Annotated in this window: 16 protein-coding genes and 1 tRNA gene; 11 read left to right on the forward strand and 6 right to left on the reverse strand. The window is 66.0% G+C overall.

Annotated features, from left to right (window positions below; genetic code table 11):
- Positions 1-8 precede the first annotated feature (8 nt).
- The 5 genes from EO170_RS16345 to EO170_RS16365 all read left to right on the forward strand — a co-directional run bounded on the left by EO170_RS16345 (position 9) and on the right by EO170_RS16365 (position 4,624).
- Positions 9-566, forward strand: a complete 558-nt coding sequence (locus EO170_RS16345) for a Dps family protein (protein ID WP_102580821.1) — start codon at positions 9-11, stop codon at positions 564-566.
- A 241-nt stretch (positions 567-807) separates the two neighbouring features.
- On the forward strand, positions 808-2,604 hold the full coding sequence (gene recQ, locus EO170_RS16350) for a DNA helicase RecQ (RefSeq protein ID WP_104648233.1): 1,797 nt from the start codon (positions 808-810) through the stop codon (positions 2,602-2,604).
- A 137-nt stretch (positions 2,605-2,741) separates the two neighbouring features.
- Positions 2,742-3,224 (forward strand): hypothetical protein, encoded by a 483-nt coding sequence (locus EO170_RS16355; protein ID WP_104584671.1) that lies wholly within the window; start codon positions 2,742-2,744, stop codon positions 3,222-3,224.
- A gap of 78 nt (positions 3,225-3,302) precedes the next feature.
- Entirely contained in the window at positions 3,303-3,707 is a 405-nt protein-coding gene (locus EO170_RS16360) for a response regulator (RefSeq protein ID WP_104584674.1), read from the forward strand.
- A gap of 215 nt (positions 3,708-3,922) precedes the next feature.
- On the forward strand, positions 3,923-4,624 hold the full coding sequence (locus EO170_RS16365) for a hypothetical protein (protein ID WP_241239459.1): 702 nt from the start codon (positions 3,923-3,925) through the stop codon (positions 4,622-4,624).
- 1,142 nt (positions 4,625-5,766) lie between these two features.
- Here the strand turns inward: EO170_RS16365 and EO170_RS16375 are convergent.
- Positions 5,767-6,477, reverse strand: coding sequence for an rRNA pseudouridine synthase (locus tag EO170_RS16375; RefSeq protein ID WP_126946513.1), 711 nt, complete (start codon positions 6,475-6,477; stop codon positions 5,767-5,769).
- Positions 6,478-6,594: 117 nt separating this feature from the next.
- On the opposite strand from EO170_RS16375, the gene EO170_RS16380 reads away from it, so the two are divergent.
- Together EO170_RS16380 and EO170_RS16385 are read left to right on the forward strand one after the other, a co-directional pair.
- Positions 6,595-6,801: a hypothetical protein gene (locus tag EO170_RS16380; RefSeq protein WP_016904346.1), complete on the forward strand. Its 207-nt coding sequence runs from the start codon at positions 6,595-6,597 to the stop codon at positions 6,799-6,801.
- 515 nt (positions 6,802-7,316) lie between these two features.
- The gene (locus tag EO170_RS16385) at positions 7,317-9,476 is read left to right on the forward strand and encodes a methyl-accepting chemotaxis protein (RefSeq protein ID WP_115677213.1); all 2,160 of its coding nucleotides are present in this window, start codon (positions 7,317-7,319) and stop codon (positions 9,474-9,476) included.
- Positions 9,477-9,616: 140 nt separating this feature from the next.
- Here EO170_RS16385 and EO170_RS16390 read toward each other — a convergent pair whose 3' ends face one another.
- Both EO170_RS16390 and EO170_RS16395 read right to left on the reverse strand, forming a co-directional pair.
- A complete protein-coding gene (locus EO170_RS16390; RefSeq protein WP_126946516.1) occupies positions 9,617-10,042 on the reverse strand; it encodes a GNAT family N-acetyltransferase in 426 nt (141 codons plus the stop codon).
- 26 nt (positions 10,043-10,068) lie between these two features.
- A complete protein-coding gene (locus tag EO170_RS16395) occupies positions 10,069-10,692 on the reverse strand; it encodes a LysE/ArgO family amino acid transporter (RefSeq protein ID WP_126946557.1) in 624 nt (207 codons plus the stop codon).
- Between the two features lie 103 nt (positions 10,693-10,795).
- On the opposite strand from EO170_RS16395, the gene EO170_RS16400 reads away from it, so the two are divergent.
- The 3 genes from EO170_RS16400 to EO170_RS16410 all read left to right on the forward strand — a co-directional run bounded on the left by EO170_RS16400 (position 10,796) and on the right by EO170_RS16410 (position 12,720).
- A complete protein-coding gene (locus EO170_RS16400) occupies positions 10,796-11,689 on the forward strand; it encodes a LysR family transcriptional regulator ArgP (RefSeq protein WP_126946519.1) in 894 nt (297 codons plus the stop codon).
- Positions 11,690-11,922: 233 nt separating this feature from the next.
- The gene (gene queC, locus EO170_RS16405; RefSeq protein WP_016904340.1) at positions 11,923-12,597 is read left to right on the forward strand and encodes a 7-cyano-7-deazaguanine synthase QueC; all 675 of its coding nucleotides are present in this window, start codon (positions 11,923-11,925) and stop codon (positions 12,595-12,597) included.
- Between the two features lie 47 nt (positions 12,598-12,644).
- A tRNA-Lys gene (locus EO170_RS16410) sits at positions 12,645-12,720 on the forward strand.
- Between the two features lie 228 nt (positions 12,721-12,948).
- On the opposite strand, the gene EO170_RS16415 is transcribed toward EO170_RS16410, so the two are convergent.
- Positions 12,949-13,272 carry a hypothetical protein gene (locus EO170_RS16415; RefSeq protein ID WP_164739745.1) on the reverse strand — a complete coding sequence of 108 codons (324 nt, stop codon included), beginning with the start codon at positions 13,270-13,272 and terminating at the stop codon, positions 12,949-12,951.
- The gene (locus EO170_RS16420) at positions 13,269-13,493 is read right to left on the reverse strand and encodes a hypothetical protein (RefSeq protein ID WP_126946522.1); all 225 of its coding nucleotides are present in this window, start codon (positions 13,491-13,493) and stop codon (positions 13,269-13,271) included. Before EO170_RS16420 ends, EO170_RS16415 begins: the two co-directional genes overlap by 4 nt.
- Positions 13,494-14,019: 526 nt before the next feature.
- Here EO170_RS16420 and EO170_RS16425 point away from each other — a divergent pair.
- On the forward strand, positions 14,020-14,886 hold the full coding sequence (locus tag EO170_RS16425; RefSeq protein WP_119131119.1) for an aldo/keto reductase family oxidoreductase: 867 nt from the start codon (positions 14,020-14,022) through the stop codon (positions 14,884-14,886).
- 206 nt (positions 14,887-15,092) lie between these two features.
- Here the strand turns inward: EO170_RS16425 and queE are convergent, their stop codons facing one another.
- Positions 15,093-15,776: a 7-carboxy-7-deazaguanine synthase QueE gene (gene queE / locus EO170_RS16430; protein ID WP_119127672.1), complete on the reverse strand. Its 684-nt coding sequence runs from the start codon at positions 15,774-15,776 to the stop codon at positions 15,093-15,095.
- Between the last annotated feature and the right edge of the window lie 13 nt (positions 15,777-15,789).

Consider the following 15,789-nt stretch of genomic DNA (forward strand, 5'->3'; position numbering starts at 1 on the left):
CCATTCCCATGTCCAAGAAAAAGAACGCCAACAAGCCCGTCGTCATCAATGAAGCATTGGACGCACTGCCGGTCGCCGCAGCATCGGCACCACACATCGATATCGGGATCAAGGACGGTGATCGCAAGCAGATCTCCGACGGTCTGGCCCGCTACATGGCTGACGCCTTCACCCTGTACCTGAAGACCCACAACTTCCACTGGAATGTCACCGGGTCGATGTTCAACTCGCTGCACACCATGTTCGAGACCCAGTACACCGAGCAGTGGGCGGCGCTGGACGAAGTAGCCGAGCGCATCCGCGCCCTGGGCTACAACGCACCGGGCTCCTACAGCGAGTTCGTCGCCCTGACCTCGATCCCGGAAGAACAGGGGCTGAGCGACAGTGCCGACTGGCGTGAAATGGTGCGCCAGCTGGTCAGCGGCAACGAAGCGGTCTGCCGCACCGCGCGCAAGGTGCTGGGCACCGCCGACGACGCCGGCGACGACCCGACCGTGGATCTGCTGACCCAGCGCCTGCAGACCCACGAGAAGTACGCCTGGATGCTGCGCTCGCTGCTGCAGTAACCCCTGGGCCTCGCCCCTGCGGGTGTGCCCAAGGTTTCGCTGCGCCGGAACCTTGGGCCCCTGCTCCATCGCCGGCCACACCCCGCGCCTTCGGCGCGCCCTGACTCGGCGGGTTGCGGCCCTCTCCGCGTCGCGAAACATGTCCCCCGGCATTCACATCGCGGCAATCCCCGACGCACCGTCGCGCAACACCGCCCGCCTGACACCGGCCAGGGCTTGACCCGCGCGGTATCCTAGGCGGATGTCTTCCCCCGCCCACGAACTGCTCAGCCGCGTCTTCGGTTACGACGACTTCCGCGGCCCACAGCAAGCCATTGTCGAACACGTCGCGGCAGGCAACGATGCCCTGGTGCTGATGCCCACCGGCGGCGGCAAGTCGCTGTGCTACCAGGTGCCGGCGCTGTTGCGCGACGGTATCGGCATTGTGGTCTCGCCGCTGATCGCACTGATGCAGGATCAGGTCGAGGCCTTGCGCCAGCTCGGTGTGCGCGCCGAATTCCTCAATTCCACGCTGGACGCGGAGAACGCCCAGCGGGTCGAACGTGCGTTGCTGTCCGGCGACCTTGACCTGCTCTACGTCGCGCCGGAGCGTCTGCTGACCCAGCGCTTCCTGTCCTTGCTGGAACGCAGCCGCATCGCGCTGTTCGCCATCGACGAGGCGCATTGCGTTTCGCAATGGGGCCACGATTTCCGCCCTGAGTACCGCCAGCTCACCGTCTTGCACGAACGCTGGCCGCATATCCCGCGCATGGCCTTGACCGCCACCGCCGACCCGCCGACCCAGCGCGAGATCGCCGAGCGCCTGGACCTGGTCGACGCGCGCCACTTCGTCAGTTCCTTCGACCGCCCCAACATCCGCTACACCGTGGTGCAGAAGGACAACGCGCGCAAGCAGCTGCAGGAGTTCCTGGGCCGTCACCGCGGCTCGGCCGGCATCGTCTATGCGATGTCGCGGCGCAAGGTCGAAGAGACCGCGCAGTCTCTGTGCTCGCAAGGCTTCAACGCCCTGCCCTACCACGCCGGCCTGCCGGCCGAGGTGCGTGCGGAAAACCAGCGCCGCTTCCTGCGCGAGGACGGCATCATCATGGCCGCCACGATCGCCTTCGGCATGGGCATCGACAAGCCGGACGTGCGCTTCGTGGCGCATGTGGATCTGCCCAAGTCGCTGGAAGGCTATTACCAGGAAACCGGCCGCGCCGGCCGCGATGGCGACCCGGCCGAGGCCTGGCTCTGCTACGGCCTGGGCGATGTGGTACTGCTCAAGCAGATGATCGAACAGGGTGAGGCAGCCGAGGAGCGCAAGCGGCTGGAGCGCGCCAAGCTCGATCACCTGCTCGGCTACTGCGAATCGATGCAATGCCGCCGCCAGGTGTTGCTGGCCGGCTTCGGCGAGACCTATCCCAAGCCCTGCGGCAACTGCGACAACTGCCTGACGCCCGCTGCCGCCTGGGACGCCACCGTGGCCTCGCAGAAGGCGCTCAGCTGCGTGTACCGCAGCGGGCAACGCTTCGGTGTCGGCCACCTGATCGACATCCTGCGCGGCAGCGAGAACGAGCGCATCAAGCAGCTCGGCCACGACCAGCTGAGCACCTACGGCATCGGCCGCGACCTGGACGAGCGCACCTGGCGCGGGGTGTTCCGCCAGCTGGTGGCGGCCAGCCTGCTGGAGGTCGACAGCGAGGGCCATGGCGGCCTGCGCCTGACCGACGCCAGCCGCCAGGTGCTCAAGGGCGAGCGCCAGGTGATGATGCGCCGCGAGAACCCGGCTGCCGGGCGCGAGCGTAGCGCGCAACGCACCGGCCTGCCGGTGCAGCCGCAGGACCTGGTGCTGTTCAACGCCCTGCGCGGCCTGCGCGCGGAGCTGGCCAAGGAGCAGAACGTGCCGGCCTTCGTGATCTTCCACGACAGCACGCTGCGCAATATCGCCGAACAGCGGCCCACCAGCATCGACGCACTCTCGCGTGTCGGCGGTATCGGCGGCGGCAAACTGGCCCGCTATGGGGCGCAGCTGATCGAGATCGTGCGCGAGCAGGGCTGATGCAGCAGCGTGTGCCATCGCGGTGACGCGCCGGCATAAAAATCCGCGCAATCGACAGCGCGCATTCAATCAGCCGTTGCTAGTTTCACAAGGCGATCTGGCACGCGCTGTCAGTCCCTCCTGGTAGAGTCCATCCGATGAAACGCAGCCTGCTTCTCCTGGCCACTCTGTTTGCCGCCGGCAGCGCGCTCGCCCAGGCCGGCGAGCGCAGCGCCGAGCCGGGGTCGGCGCAGTCGCTGGACCTGAGCGTTCCGCAAGCCCCGGTGCAGTACCGCTCCGACCCCGCGTACAGCACCGACCCGCCGGGCACCTTCTACGGCGACAAGAGCGGCCCCAAGCCTGCGCTGACCCGCCCCAGCGCGGCCTCGCTTGCGGCTGAACGCGCCGAACAATGCCAGGGCAAGCTGCATGGCGCGGTCGAAACCGGCATGGGCTACTCCAACCGCGGCGGCAACAGCAACTGGCAGGCCGTCAACCTGAACTCCTGCAAGACCTATTACGACGATGACGGCAAGGCGCATCAGATCGGCGTCAGCATCAGTGTCGGGCGCGGCGAAGGCCCGCTGTTCGGGCCGCGCTACGGCCCCGGCGGCTATGGTCCTGGCCCGTTCGGCTGGTAACCGTACGGCTCCGTCTGCGTTGACAGAGGGTTCACTGCCGCATCGCTGAGAATGTGGCCTGCCTTACGAGACGTGCTCATGTCACAGAACAAGGAACGGCCAGTTGTATTCGTCGTCGAAGACGGCGATGGCACCCGACAACTCAGCTGCCTTGTGCTGGAAAGCTATGGTTTTACCTGCCGCAGCGCCGGCTCGGTCGAAGAGGCCCTGGCCCTGATCGAAAGCGACCCGCGCGTCGATGTGCTGTTTTCCGACATCCATTTCCCGGGCGGCCTGACCGGCGTGGATCTGGCGCTCAAGACCGCGCACGCCCCCTACAACCTGCCCGTGCTGCTCACCTCCGGGCTGGCGGTGGAGTATGTGGAAGAGATCCTGCCGGACGGCGTGGCCTTCCTCGAGAAACCCTATACCCCCGAGCAGCTGCTGAGCGCGATCCGCAGCGTGATGGCCAAGCACCGGATACTTCCCACTCCGGTCGCCTGATGCAGAGGGTCGCGACTGGACGGCGACCCACAATCCCGGTATGAAGTGGCGGCCGACGCGATGCGTCGGCAACGGGGATTGATCACGACACGGTTGTGCCAGGGACGCGGCGCCATGCCCGCCTGGCCCGACCATGCCTTACGCCAGGGGACAACATGAAACACCTAGTGACCGCAGCCATGGCCATGGCTGCGTTGAGCGGTTGCGCGACGGTCATGAACGACGCGACCCAGCCCATCCGAGTGGATACCAAGACCGCCGATGGGCACCTCATCGCTGGCGCCGACTGCGCCCTCAGCAACGACAAGGGACGCTTCACCCTGAAGTCCGGGCAGACCGTGCAGGTACGCCGGTCCTCGCGCGACCTGGAGGTCAGCTGCGTGCTGCCCGGTCAGCGCAATGCCGCCGGTCGTTCCATCTCGCGCGCCAACATCGGGATCTGGGGCAACATCCTGATCGGCGGCGCGATCGGCGCCATCGTCGATCACAGCAAGGGCACCGGCTACACCTACCCGAGCTGGATCCAGCTGGTATTCGGACAGACGCTGAGCTTCGACCGCAACCGCGAGGACCGCGGCCAGCCGTTACAGGGCGACAACGCACACGTCGCGGCAACCGCCTCCGGCGCCGAAAGTGCGCCTGGCGAAGCCGTCACGCTGCCGCTGGCAGGCGAGGTCGCCCCGCCTGTGCAGGCCGGCACAGCAGCACCGGCCAGCAAGGTCGCAGCCGCGGTTGCGCCCGCAGGCCCGGCGATGTCCACCGAATCGGCCAGCACACGCGCCCAGGGCATCAGCAGCGGCCTGAATTGCGGCACGGTGCAGGCACACAGCGCCACGCGTTTCACCGCCGCCTGCAGTGGCGGCAGTACGGTGCAGATCGACTGCGCCGGCTTCCGCTGCAGCGCGACCTTCCCCTGACCTGACATGGCTGCGCTCGGGGACGAGCGCAGCCCGACGGCTTGACGATCGTCGGGGATGACCCGACACGCTGTCGGCGCAGTCCCGATTTACGTGCCGCACGCCCCATTTAAACTGCAGCCACCGGACGCGAGGCCTGTTGGGCCGCTCAACTCGCGAGGCGCTGAGCACGCCCCCCGCCGGAACATCGCCGGCATCGTGACGCGCACGGGTCGTGGTTGGTCGTTCGTCCACCAGCGTAGATGCGCGCGCCTTTCAGGCGAAGAAGTCAGCCGTGCGCACGCACAGGCGGCTCGCTCGAGTGCGCCGTCGAACCATCTCATGCGTGTGCGACCACTGCGCCTGCGCTCCAGCGGACGTTACGAGATTCCCGAACCTGCAGCTGGATCCGTGCCGATATCCGCCTTGGCTGAGCTTGCGCGACGCCGTCGGATGCATTGGTTTGCCAGCCTCTCCCTAGCAGGTGGCTGATCGCTGCTGTTCCTGCGCTTCCGGCTGCAGACCTGTCAGCTTGCCGCCGGCAGGCGAACACGTGCTCGGTCGCGCCTGTATTGCAGCCGCTGCGTCGGCAGGCAGATGCACGCGAGCGCGCTTGCAGCCGTCGCGCGCGCTTGCGCGGCCAGGCGACGCGGCGCGGTTGCGCGCGGCCGATGCAGCGTATTTCACGCCATCAAGCAGGCCGCTCGCTAGGCTGACGTCAGTGCAGCACTCGGCTGCGAAGATTTTCAGGAAATTCCCATGGGCGACAATTCGTTTCTGTCACCGGCCTTCATCATTCTGGTCGTCGGCGTGATTGCCGTTGTGTTCTGGCTGGTGACGCGCGCCAAGAAAAAACGCAACAAGAAGTAAGCCACGAACCAGGCGACCCCGGCATCGGGATGCGCAACGCAGCTTGCGCTCACCGCGCAATCGCAGTGCATTGCCGAGCGCGCAAGACTCGGCCGACGCGCGCCGCTATTGCCCGGCACGGTCGCTACGTTTTACGTGTGGGCCTGACAGCGCATCAATGCCGCAATGGCCTGAACAACGGCGCCGGGCAGTGACACCGCCATGGTGCCGTTACGCAATGCTTGCTGCATGCATGTCGGCAGCAGCGGCATGCCGCCGCATGGCAGCCACGCGCATCCAACACGCGCTGCCCGTCAGAAACGCTCGCCTGTCGGCAGATAGCGCCATTGGCCGATGGCCAGCTTGCCCAGCGACACGCGGCCCACGCGCAGGCGTCGGATGCTGACCACCTCCAGCCCGACCTCCCCGCACATGTAACGCAGCTGGCCGGGTTGCACGTGCTTGATCGCAAAGCGCAGACGCTCCTCGTTCTGCCAGCTCACCTTGCACGGCGACAGGCTGCGCTGCTGATACACCAGGCCATGCGCAAGCCGCGCCATGCCGTATGGGCGCAGCTCCCCGCGCACCTCCACCAGGAATTCCTGTTCGATGGAGGTGGCGTCGGCGCTGAGCCTGCGCAGGACGCGGCCGTCCTGGCTCAGTACCAGCAAACCGCTCGCCGCGTCCTCCAACGGCAGCGGCGCCTGCAGACGCAGGAAGTGCCGCTTGAGCACACGCATCTCGAGCTGGTCCAGGGCGCTGCGCGTTTCCACAGTGGCCAGTGCCAGCGCCGCCTCGGCGCTCATGCCTGCCGGTTTGTGCAGCAGCAGCGTGGCAGGCTCGGCAGGTTCGAGCACGGCGTTTTCCGCCAGCGTCACCTGCGCCGCGGTCGCCAGGGCTTGCGGCTCTTCGACTACGACCCCGTCCACACTGACCCAGCCGCCCTCGATGTATTGCTGCGCCTCTCCACGCGAGCAGCCAAACCGCGCGGCCATGCATTTATCGAGACGGATCGGATCGGACATCGGGCGGGCTCGGCTTCAGGGGACGGCAGTGTACGTGCTGGGTCGACGGATGCGTGAGGCCGGCTTCTGCGCTGCCCGACAAAGTGGGAAACTGGGCGCTCACACAGGAGATTGCAGATGTTCATCAAGTTTGGCACCACCCGGGTCCGCCTCAACCACATCTCCGTCATCAGCGATCCCTTCAACGCAGGCGAAAACTTCGGATCGTATTGCCACTCGGTCCGGGTCGGCCTGCTCTCCGGCGAGGAAATCTTTGCACGCTTCAATACCGAAAGCGGCGCCGAGCAGCTTCATGCCGAGGTACTCGCTGCGCTGGAAGGTTGAGCGCAAGAGCCACAGTGCCGCCATGCGCGTGACGCCTCACGCGCGATGCGCGGCGCCGCTTCAACAGCCGGCCATGCCGGCTTGCAAGGTGCACGTGGCAAGGCCCTTACCGCATGGCATCAGAGTAGATCGCATCGCCGGAACACGCCGCTGCACCAGCACCGGCGCTTACCAAAGACAAGCGGATTGCAGGTATTGCGATGCATAGCAGATGCGATCCTGTCAAAGCATCCGCTGCGCTCCAGGGGGTCGCCACATGTCGGCGAAACGTCGGAAAATCGTTCTGCGGTTGGCATGCTTCGATCCAGCGATAGACGCCACAAACACGCAGTGCATGCACGGGTGTCAGGCCGCTGCGGACGGCTGTCGGGAAATTTCTTCCGCACGATGAATTCAATCTAAGTCATTTCAGATACGTACCTTTAGCTCGTCGCGATCCGGCCGTTAGCTGGGCAAGACGCTCTGGTGGATGACCCATTCATCGAGCCCCTCAGCTGCACTACCTGGATGCGGTAATGAATACATATCTGCAACGCCTCAATGTCGGCCGTCGCCTGGGCATGGCCTTTGGCATCTTGATCCTATTGTCGGGCCTGCTTGTTGCGACCGGCCTGGTCACCATGTCCAACGCCCGTTTCGAGCTGGATACCATCGTCAACAGCAACATGGAGAAGATCCAGCTGTCCTCGGAGATGCTCGACGCCAATACCAATGTGGCGATCGGCCTGCGCGACATCGTGATGGTGTCCGGCGATGCCGCCAACCGCCGCAGCATGGAGATGATCGAAAAAAACCGTGCACGCTACAAGGAGGCGCATGACGCACTGACGGCCTTGCCGAGCAGCGCCCCTGAAAAGAACGCGCTCCAGCTGCTGCAGGAAAAGCGCGACGTGTCGGTGAAGTTCAACAACCAGATTCTCCAGTACGGCATTCACGACCAGAACCAGCAAGCGCAGGATTTGCTGCAGGGCGACGCCGCCGTGGCGATGGACGCACAGCAGGCGGCCATCCGCGCCAATGCCGAGCTGGAGCGCCGGCTCAGCAAGGAAGCCTATCAAACCGCCGTTGCCTCGATGCATCGTGGCAAGGTCATCCTGGCCAGTGGCGGCATCACCGCGCTGGCCATCAGTGCACTGCTGGCCTGGTTGATCACCCGCAGCCTGACCCAGCCGCTCAGCCAGGCCACACGCACTGCAGAGGCCATTGCAGCCGGCAACCTGCACAACGATGTGCACACCAGCGCCAACGACGAAACCGGCCGCCTGCTCAAGGCCATGGACAAGATGCAGCTGCAGCTGCGTAACCTGATCACCGCGCAAACCGACATGGCCAGGCATCACGACAACGGCCAGATCAGCTTCCGTATCGATGCAGCGGCCTTCCCGGGCGACTACGGGCGCATGGCCAACGACACCAACCTGCTGGTTGCCTCGCATGTGGCAGTGCAGACCGATCTGGCACGCATCATGGGGCGGTATGCCGTTGGCGAACTCTCCGAAGACATGCAGCCGCTGCCCGGCGAAAAGGCCGTTTTCAGCGACACCATGTCGCAGGTCAAGCTCAACCTGTCGGCGATGAATCACCAGATCAAGCATCTCGCCCAGGCCGCGGCCAATGGCGACTTCAGCGCGCGCGGCGATGCCGAGCACTTCCAGTTCGACTTCCGCATCATGGTCGAAAGCCTCAACCACCTGATGTCCACGGCCGACGGCAACCTGCAGTCGCTGTCGTCGTTGTTGCAGTCCATCGCCGCAGGCGACCTCACCGCACGCATGAGTGGCGAATTCCGCGGTGTCTTCGCACAGATGCGCGATGACGCCAACGCCACGGCCAACCAGCTGGCGCAGATCGTCGGCAACATCCAGCAATCGGCCGTGTCGATCAACTCCGCGGCCAGCGAAATCGCCGCCGGCAACCAGGACCTGTCGCAACGGACCGAACAGCAGGCGGCCAATCTCGAAGAAACCGCAGCATCAATGGAAGAACTCACCTCCACCGTCAGGCAGAATGCCGAAAGCGCACGCCAGGCCAATCAGCTGGCGATCGGCGCCGCACGCGTTGCCTCGCAAGGGGGCGAAGTGGTCGGCAAGGTCGTGGACACCATGAGCGGTATCGAGGCCTCGTCCAGGAAGATCGCCGACATCATCAGCGTCATCGACGGCATCGCCTTCCAGACCAACATCCTGGCCTTGAATGCGGCAGTGGAAGCCGCACGTGCCGGCGAACAGGGGCGCGGCTTTGCCGTGGTGGCCTCGGAGGTACGTACGCTCGCGCAGCGCTCCTCCGGCGCCGCCAAGGAGATCAAGGACCTCATCGACGACTCGGTGCAACGCGTGGCCGAGGGCTCGGCATTGGTGCACAGCGCCGGCGAAACCATGGGCGAGGTGGTGGCCAGCGTGCAACGTGTCACCGACATCATGGGCGAAATTTCTGCAGCCTCCCAGGAGCAGTCGGCCGGCATCGAGCAGGTCAACCAGACCATCACGCATATGGACGAAACCACGCAGCAGAACGCCGCACTGGTGGAAGAAGCCACTGCTGCCGCGCGTGCGATGGAAGAGCAGGCGGTGCAGCTCACCGATGCGGTGGCGATCTTCAAGATCGACGCACGGCAGACGCGGCAGCACGCAGCGGCACCGGTCGCACAGCTGCTGAGCAAGGCCCGCCACGCCTGAGCCAGCGGTCGGCACTGCACCATGGCGAGGTCGGTCGCATTACGCGGCTCGCCTCACGCAGCGCGGCAGCAGCTTGAGGCGCCCTTCTGCCGCGCGCCGCACCATGCCGTTGCGGCCGCGCGGCAGTCGGCACGACAACGCTAGCGCGTATAGAGCCCGGGAAAATAGCGCTCCATCAGCGACTGCGGAGACAGCGGCGGGGTGAAGCCGTAGCGCGCATAAAGGCCGTGCGCATCGCTGGTTGCCAGGCTGAAACGGCGCAGCCCCTGCAGATCGGGGTGCGCCATGACCGCGTCCATCAATTGCTTGCCATAGCCCTTGCCCCGGTGCTCGGGCAACACGAACACATCGCCCAGGTACGCAACGGTTGCGTAGTCGGAAACCACGCGCGCAAAGGCGACCTGCCTGCCCTCCAAGAACCCACCAAAACACAGCGAATTGGCGATGGAGCGCTGTACCACCGCAAGCGGGATGCCCCTGGCCCAGCTGGTGTGCTGCGCCAGGTAGCGATGGATCAGCGCGATATCGAGCGTGGATGGATCGGTGGAGACATGCAGCGGCGACATGACACTAGCTCCGGGACGGTGAGGCCTCAGGGTAGCGCCTGCGAGGGCAGCAGCACCAATCCACACAGCACCAGCATGAATCCCGCGATCGCCGCATCCAGCACACGCCATGCGCGCGGATCGCGGAAGGCCGGCTGCAACAGACGTGCGCCATAGCCCAGCCCGGAAAACCACGTGATGCTGGCCAGGCACGCGCCCGACGCGAACGCCCAGCGCAACGGACCCGGGTAACGCGCGGCCAGACTGCCGAGCAGCAGCATCGTGTCCAGATAGACATGCGGGTTGAGAAAGGTAAAGGCCAGGCACGCCAGCATGGCGCGCTGCCAGCGTTGCGCGCCGGTCTTCGCCGGCGCCAGTGCGCTGGTGCCACGCCAGGCCCTGCGTGCAGCCAGCGCGCCATATGCCGCAAGAAATGCAGCTCCCGCATAGCGAAGTCCCTGCAACAACTCCGGCCATTGCGTTACCAGCACGCCAATCCCGGCCACGCCCAGCACGATCAGCGCGATGTCACCGAACGCGCAGATCGCCACCACCAGACCGACATGCTGGCGCTGCAGTCCCTGCCGCAGCACAAATGCATTCTGCGCACCGATTGCAATGATGAGACCTGCGCTGGCGATAAAGCCAGAGATTGCGGCTTGAAGTAACACGAGCACCTCCCGGATCACAGGCGCCAATGCTGGGCGTTCCGCTGCAATTAGGAAAACTAAATTTTCTGTATCCTTCTTAGAACTTCTAATCTTGCCGAACGCCATGGATCTGCTGCATCCGCAACTGGCTGCATTCGCTGCCGTTCTCGAGGAAGGCAGCTTCGACGCCGCTGCGCGGCGGCTGTCGGTGACGCCGTCGGCAATTTCGCAGCGGGTCAAGGCATTAGAAGACCGGCTCGGCCAGGTACTGGTGATCCGCAAGGCTCCCTGCCGCCCTACTCCGGCCGGCGAGCGCCTGCTGCGCCGCGTGAAGCCGATGCAGGTGCTGGAGTCCGAAGCGATTGCCGATTTCCTTCCCGACGACAGCAGCGCCGGGCATCCGCGCACGCTGGCCATCGCCGTCAACGACGACTCGCTGCAGACCTGGTTCCTGGCGGCCTTGTCGGCGCTGCATCGCGCACATGGTTTTCTGTTCGATGTGCAGATGGACGACCAGGACCACACCCTGGAGTTGTTGCGATCGGGCGCGGTGCTCGGCGCCGTCACTGCCGAGCGCAAGCCGTTGCAGGGCTGCAACGTGCAAGCGCTGGGAGTGATGCGTTATCACGCCATCGCATCGGCCGCATTCGTTGCGACGCACTTCACGCAGGGCTTGAGCGCAGCGGCTCTCGCGCGCGCCCCGATGCTGGTGTTCAACCGAAAGGACACGCTGCAAACCCGCTTCGTCCGCCGCGTCACCCGCGTGCAGGTGGCGCCGCCGATCCACTACCTGCCAACCTCGACCGGCTTTGTCGAAGCTGCTGCACGCGGACTCGGCTGGTGTCTGGCGCCAGAATCGATGGTCACCCCCGCCGTGCGTGAAAGGCAGGTGGTCATCATCGATCCCAGCCGCTGGCTCGATGTGCCGCTGTACTGGCAGTGCGCAGCAGTGCGCTCGCGCGCCCTGCAGCAACTTGGCCAGGCCTTGCGCAAGGCGGCGGCCGCGAGCCTGCGCTGAGACCGGCCGTGCCGCACGCGAAGCGGGCAGGCACCTCCGAAGCCCGAGGCGCGCAACTGCCGGCAGGATGTCGCACCGAATTGACGTGCAGATACGGTCGCTACCCTGCCCGCGCGCGCTTGGCACAGCCGCGTTGCCCGGCATCGCGCTGCCGCCGCAGCAGCGACCGGCTCGCCGTGCCACGCCGAGCCTGCTAGCCTTTCCGCCTATTCCGTTGTGATTGCCGATCCGTCATGAAAAAAGCCGTTGTTCTGTTGTCCGGGGGCATGGATTCCGCTGCCGTCATCGCGCTTGCGCAGGAGCAGGGGTTTGCCGTGCATGCCCTGAGCGTGCGCTACGGCCAGCGCCATACCTCCGAGCTGGACGCCGCCGCGCGCGTGGCCGCGGCGCAGGGGGTGATCGCGCACAAGGTGGTGGACGTGGACCTGCGCAGCATCGGCGGCTCGGCGCTCACCGACGACATCGACGTGCCCGACGCCGGTGGCGACGGCATTCCGGTCACCTACGTGCCGGCGCGCAACACCATCATGCTGTCGCTGGCGCTGGGCTGGGCCGAGGTGATCGGCGCCAACGACCTGTTCTGCGGCGTCAACGCGGTCGATTATTCCGGTTACCCGGACTGCCGGCCCGAATTCGTGCGCGCCTTCGAAGTGCTGGCCAACCTGGCCACCAAGGCCGGCGTGGAAGGCGCCGGCCTGCGCGTGCATGCACCGCTGCAGTTCCTCAGCAAGGCCGACATCGTGCGTGAAGGCGTGCGCCTGGGCGTGGACTTCGGCCTGACCGTGTCCTGCTACCGCGCCGACGCCGACGGACGCGCCTGCGGCCACTGCGACGCCTGCCGCCTGCGCGCGGCCGGTTTCGCCGACGCCGGCGTCCCGGACCCCACCCACTACGCCATTTCGCCTTGACGCCGGTGTAGGGTAGAATGCGCACCCCGGCGCGCTGCCGGGACAGTGGGCCGTTAGCTCAGTCGGTAGAGCAGAAGACTTTTAATCTTTTGGTCGATGGTTCGAATCCATCACGGCCCACCAATCAGATCAACAACGTGAAGGGCGCCCAGGGCGCTTTTTTTGTGCCTGCGGACAATCCACCGGCAACTGCGCAGCCATGGAACGTGTTGCACGGCCGCGCGGTTGGATGGGGTGCAGCGCCTATCGCAGCGCGCGCGGCGCCGCCCAAGCCGGCACCTCCCGCCCGATCACGCTGCGCCGGCCGTCAGGTCCCGGGCCCGGCGCTGGCGGCCGTGTCGTTCCCGCTGATCACCTGGCCCGCGTCTTCTGGACACGCGATTGCACGCGCCGCGTTCGCTGCGCGGCCCCGACGGCGCGCGCCTGCTTGCGCAGCCACGTGAGCACGTCCACCGCCGCGTCCACACGCATGCAGACATGCAGGCGGCCCAGCACGACGCTCTGCGCATCGCTGCCCGGCAAGACCTCATCAAAGCCAGTGGCTTCGCAGGCGATCAGGACAGGCGACGCATCGGGCCGCGCGTCGGAATGCAGCATCGCCAGCACATAGCCCTGCATCGCCTCGACGCTGAGAACCACGCCCTCACAGACGCGGAATTGCCTGTTGGCGCTCATCGCTGCATCTCCGAGGGGCCATCGACGCCAACGATCACCGCAGCCAGATGACGATAGGCCGACGTAAGCGGGTGAACGGGTGTGCTGGGGCCGCCTTCGCCGCGCGGCGGCAGGTTGAAAGAGGCTGCACGGTTCCATTCGAATGCGTTGGCGGCCGGATCGAAACGGTGGGCGATTCGGTCTGCCGCAGACGCGGATGCTTCTTGGGTGTCGTAGTACATGCAGAACTCCTGAGTAGAGTGGAGTTCGCCAACCCGAGACCAAGCGGGGTGGCGGACGGTACGGGTTGGTCTACCGGACTCAGGGACCGGCGGGGCCGAAGCCCCCCGCGTACCGCCCGCCATAAAGATGGCAAGCACGCGCCCCCGCGCGATGCAGGGCGACAAAAAAGCGCCTTGCATCGATCGATGGGCGCTGGTGCGCCTGAGTCGTCGGGAGACCAATCCCGGTCGCCGAATGGGCGGCGACGCTGGAATACTCGCTCCGCCGCTTGGCGCCTGTCAACGTAAAGACACACCGCCGCGACGACGCGACGGTTGCGACGCAACGCGGCGAAAGCACTGCCCGCCGCGCCAGCAAAACCTGAAACTTCGGCACATCCCGCTGGACGATGGGCTGGGCCGATGCGGCTGCGCCCATATGTCACACGCCCTGGCGGGAGCGAACCGGCGCCGCAGCAAATGCGAATTCACATGCCGCGCCACGTTTCCTATCGTTGTCGGCTCAACGACACGCGAGCGCAACGCCATGAGCAACATCGAAAAAGCCGGCACGTTTCTTCTTGGAGATCGCAGCGTCGCCCGCATCGGCTACGGCGCGATGCAGCTCGCGGGGCCCGGCGTGTTCGGCCCGCCCAAGGATCGCGAAGGCGCGTTGGCGGTGCTGCGCGACGCGATGGCGCACGGCGTCAACCACATCGACACCAGCGATTTCTACGGGCCGCACACCACCAATCAACTGATCCGCGAGGCACTGCATCCCTACCCGCAGGCGCTGACCCTCGTCACCAAGATCGGCGCCGCCCGCGGCGCGGATGGTTCCTGGCTGCCGGCCTTCTCGCCACAGCAACTGGTCGAGGCGGTGCACGACAATCTGCGTAATCTGGGGCTGGAAACGCTGGAGGTGGTCAACCTGCGCGTGATGTTCAAGACGCAGGAACCGGCGGAAGGCTCGATTGCCGAACAGCTGGAGACCCTGATCGCGCTGCAGCGCGATGGCCTGGTGCGGCACATCGGCATCAGCAACGTCACCGCGACGCAGGTGGCCGAGGCACGCGCCATGACCGACATCGTCTGCGTGCAGAACATGTACAACGTCGCGCATCGGCACGACGACGCCCTCATCGACGCGCTCGCGCGCGATGGCATCGCCTACGTGCCGTTCTTCCCGCTCGGCGGTTTCTCGCCGTTGCAATCGTCCACGCTCGCCGCTGTTGCCGGGCGCCTGGCCGCAACCCCGATGCAGGTGGCACTGGCCTGGTTGCTGCAGCGCTCGCCCAACATCCTGCTGATTCCGGGAACCTCGTCGGTGGCGCATCTGCGCGCCAATCTGTTCGCAGCGGAACTGAAACTGCCGGCCGATGCCGTCGCGGAATTGAACAGGATCGCCGCATAGACGCAGCGGCTGCCTCCTGGCAGGCCGCGCCTTGCACCCGGGATCGGGGCGCGGCCGACGAAGCGTCGCGGGTGGTCGGCAGGCGGGTGCGGATGGCAGCCAGCAACTGCAGTGGATGCCTGGCACATGCCGATTGCAAGCACCCGGCCGCGCCCGCCTTTTTTAGGTGAGCGCAGTCGCTCTATCGCTCAGCTTAGCGCTCGGGCCTAGCGCCCGGGTTCGTCGTTCCACAGCAGCTTGTGCAGCTGCATCTGGAAGCGTACCGGCAGGCGGTCGGCCACGATCCAGTCGGCCAGCTGCCGCGGCGTCACTTCGCTCTTGCTGGGCGAAAACCACACCGTGCAGCGGCGGTCCAGCGCATGGGTCGCGACGATCTCGCGCGCCCATTCGTAATCGGCGCGGCTGCAGATCACGAACTTGATCTGGTCGCGTGCGGTCAGCAGCGGCAGATTTTCCCAGCGATTGCGCGCTTGCTCGCCGGATGCAGGGGTCTTGATGTCGACCACGCGCGAGACGCGCGGATCGACCGCCGACACGTCCAGCGCGCCGGACGTCTCCAGCGAGACATCGAAGCCGGCATCGCACAGTTTCTGCAGCAGCACCAGGCAGCGCTTCTGCGCCAGCGGCTCGCCGCCGGTCACACAGACATGGCGCACGCCGTGGCCGGCGACTTCGGCAACGATCGCGTCGATGTCGTGCCATTCACCGCCGTGGAAGGCGTAGGCGGTATCGCAGTAGTGGCAGCGCAGCGGGCAACCGGTCAGACGCACGAACACGGTCGGCCAGCCGGCGGCCTCGGCTTCGCCTTGCAGGGACAGGAAGATTTCGGTGATCTTCAATCGCGGCAACGGCGACTGGACGATCTCGCTGGGGACGGCGGCGGCGTTCATGGGCAAAGTATGC

Origin of the sequence: Xanthomonas sp. BRIP62409 (genome assembly GCF_003992965.1) — a bacterium.
In the GTDB taxonomy this organism is placed as follows: Bacteria; Pseudomonadota; Gammaproteobacteria; order Xanthomonadales; family Xanthomonadaceae; genus Xanthomonas; species Xanthomonas euroxanthea.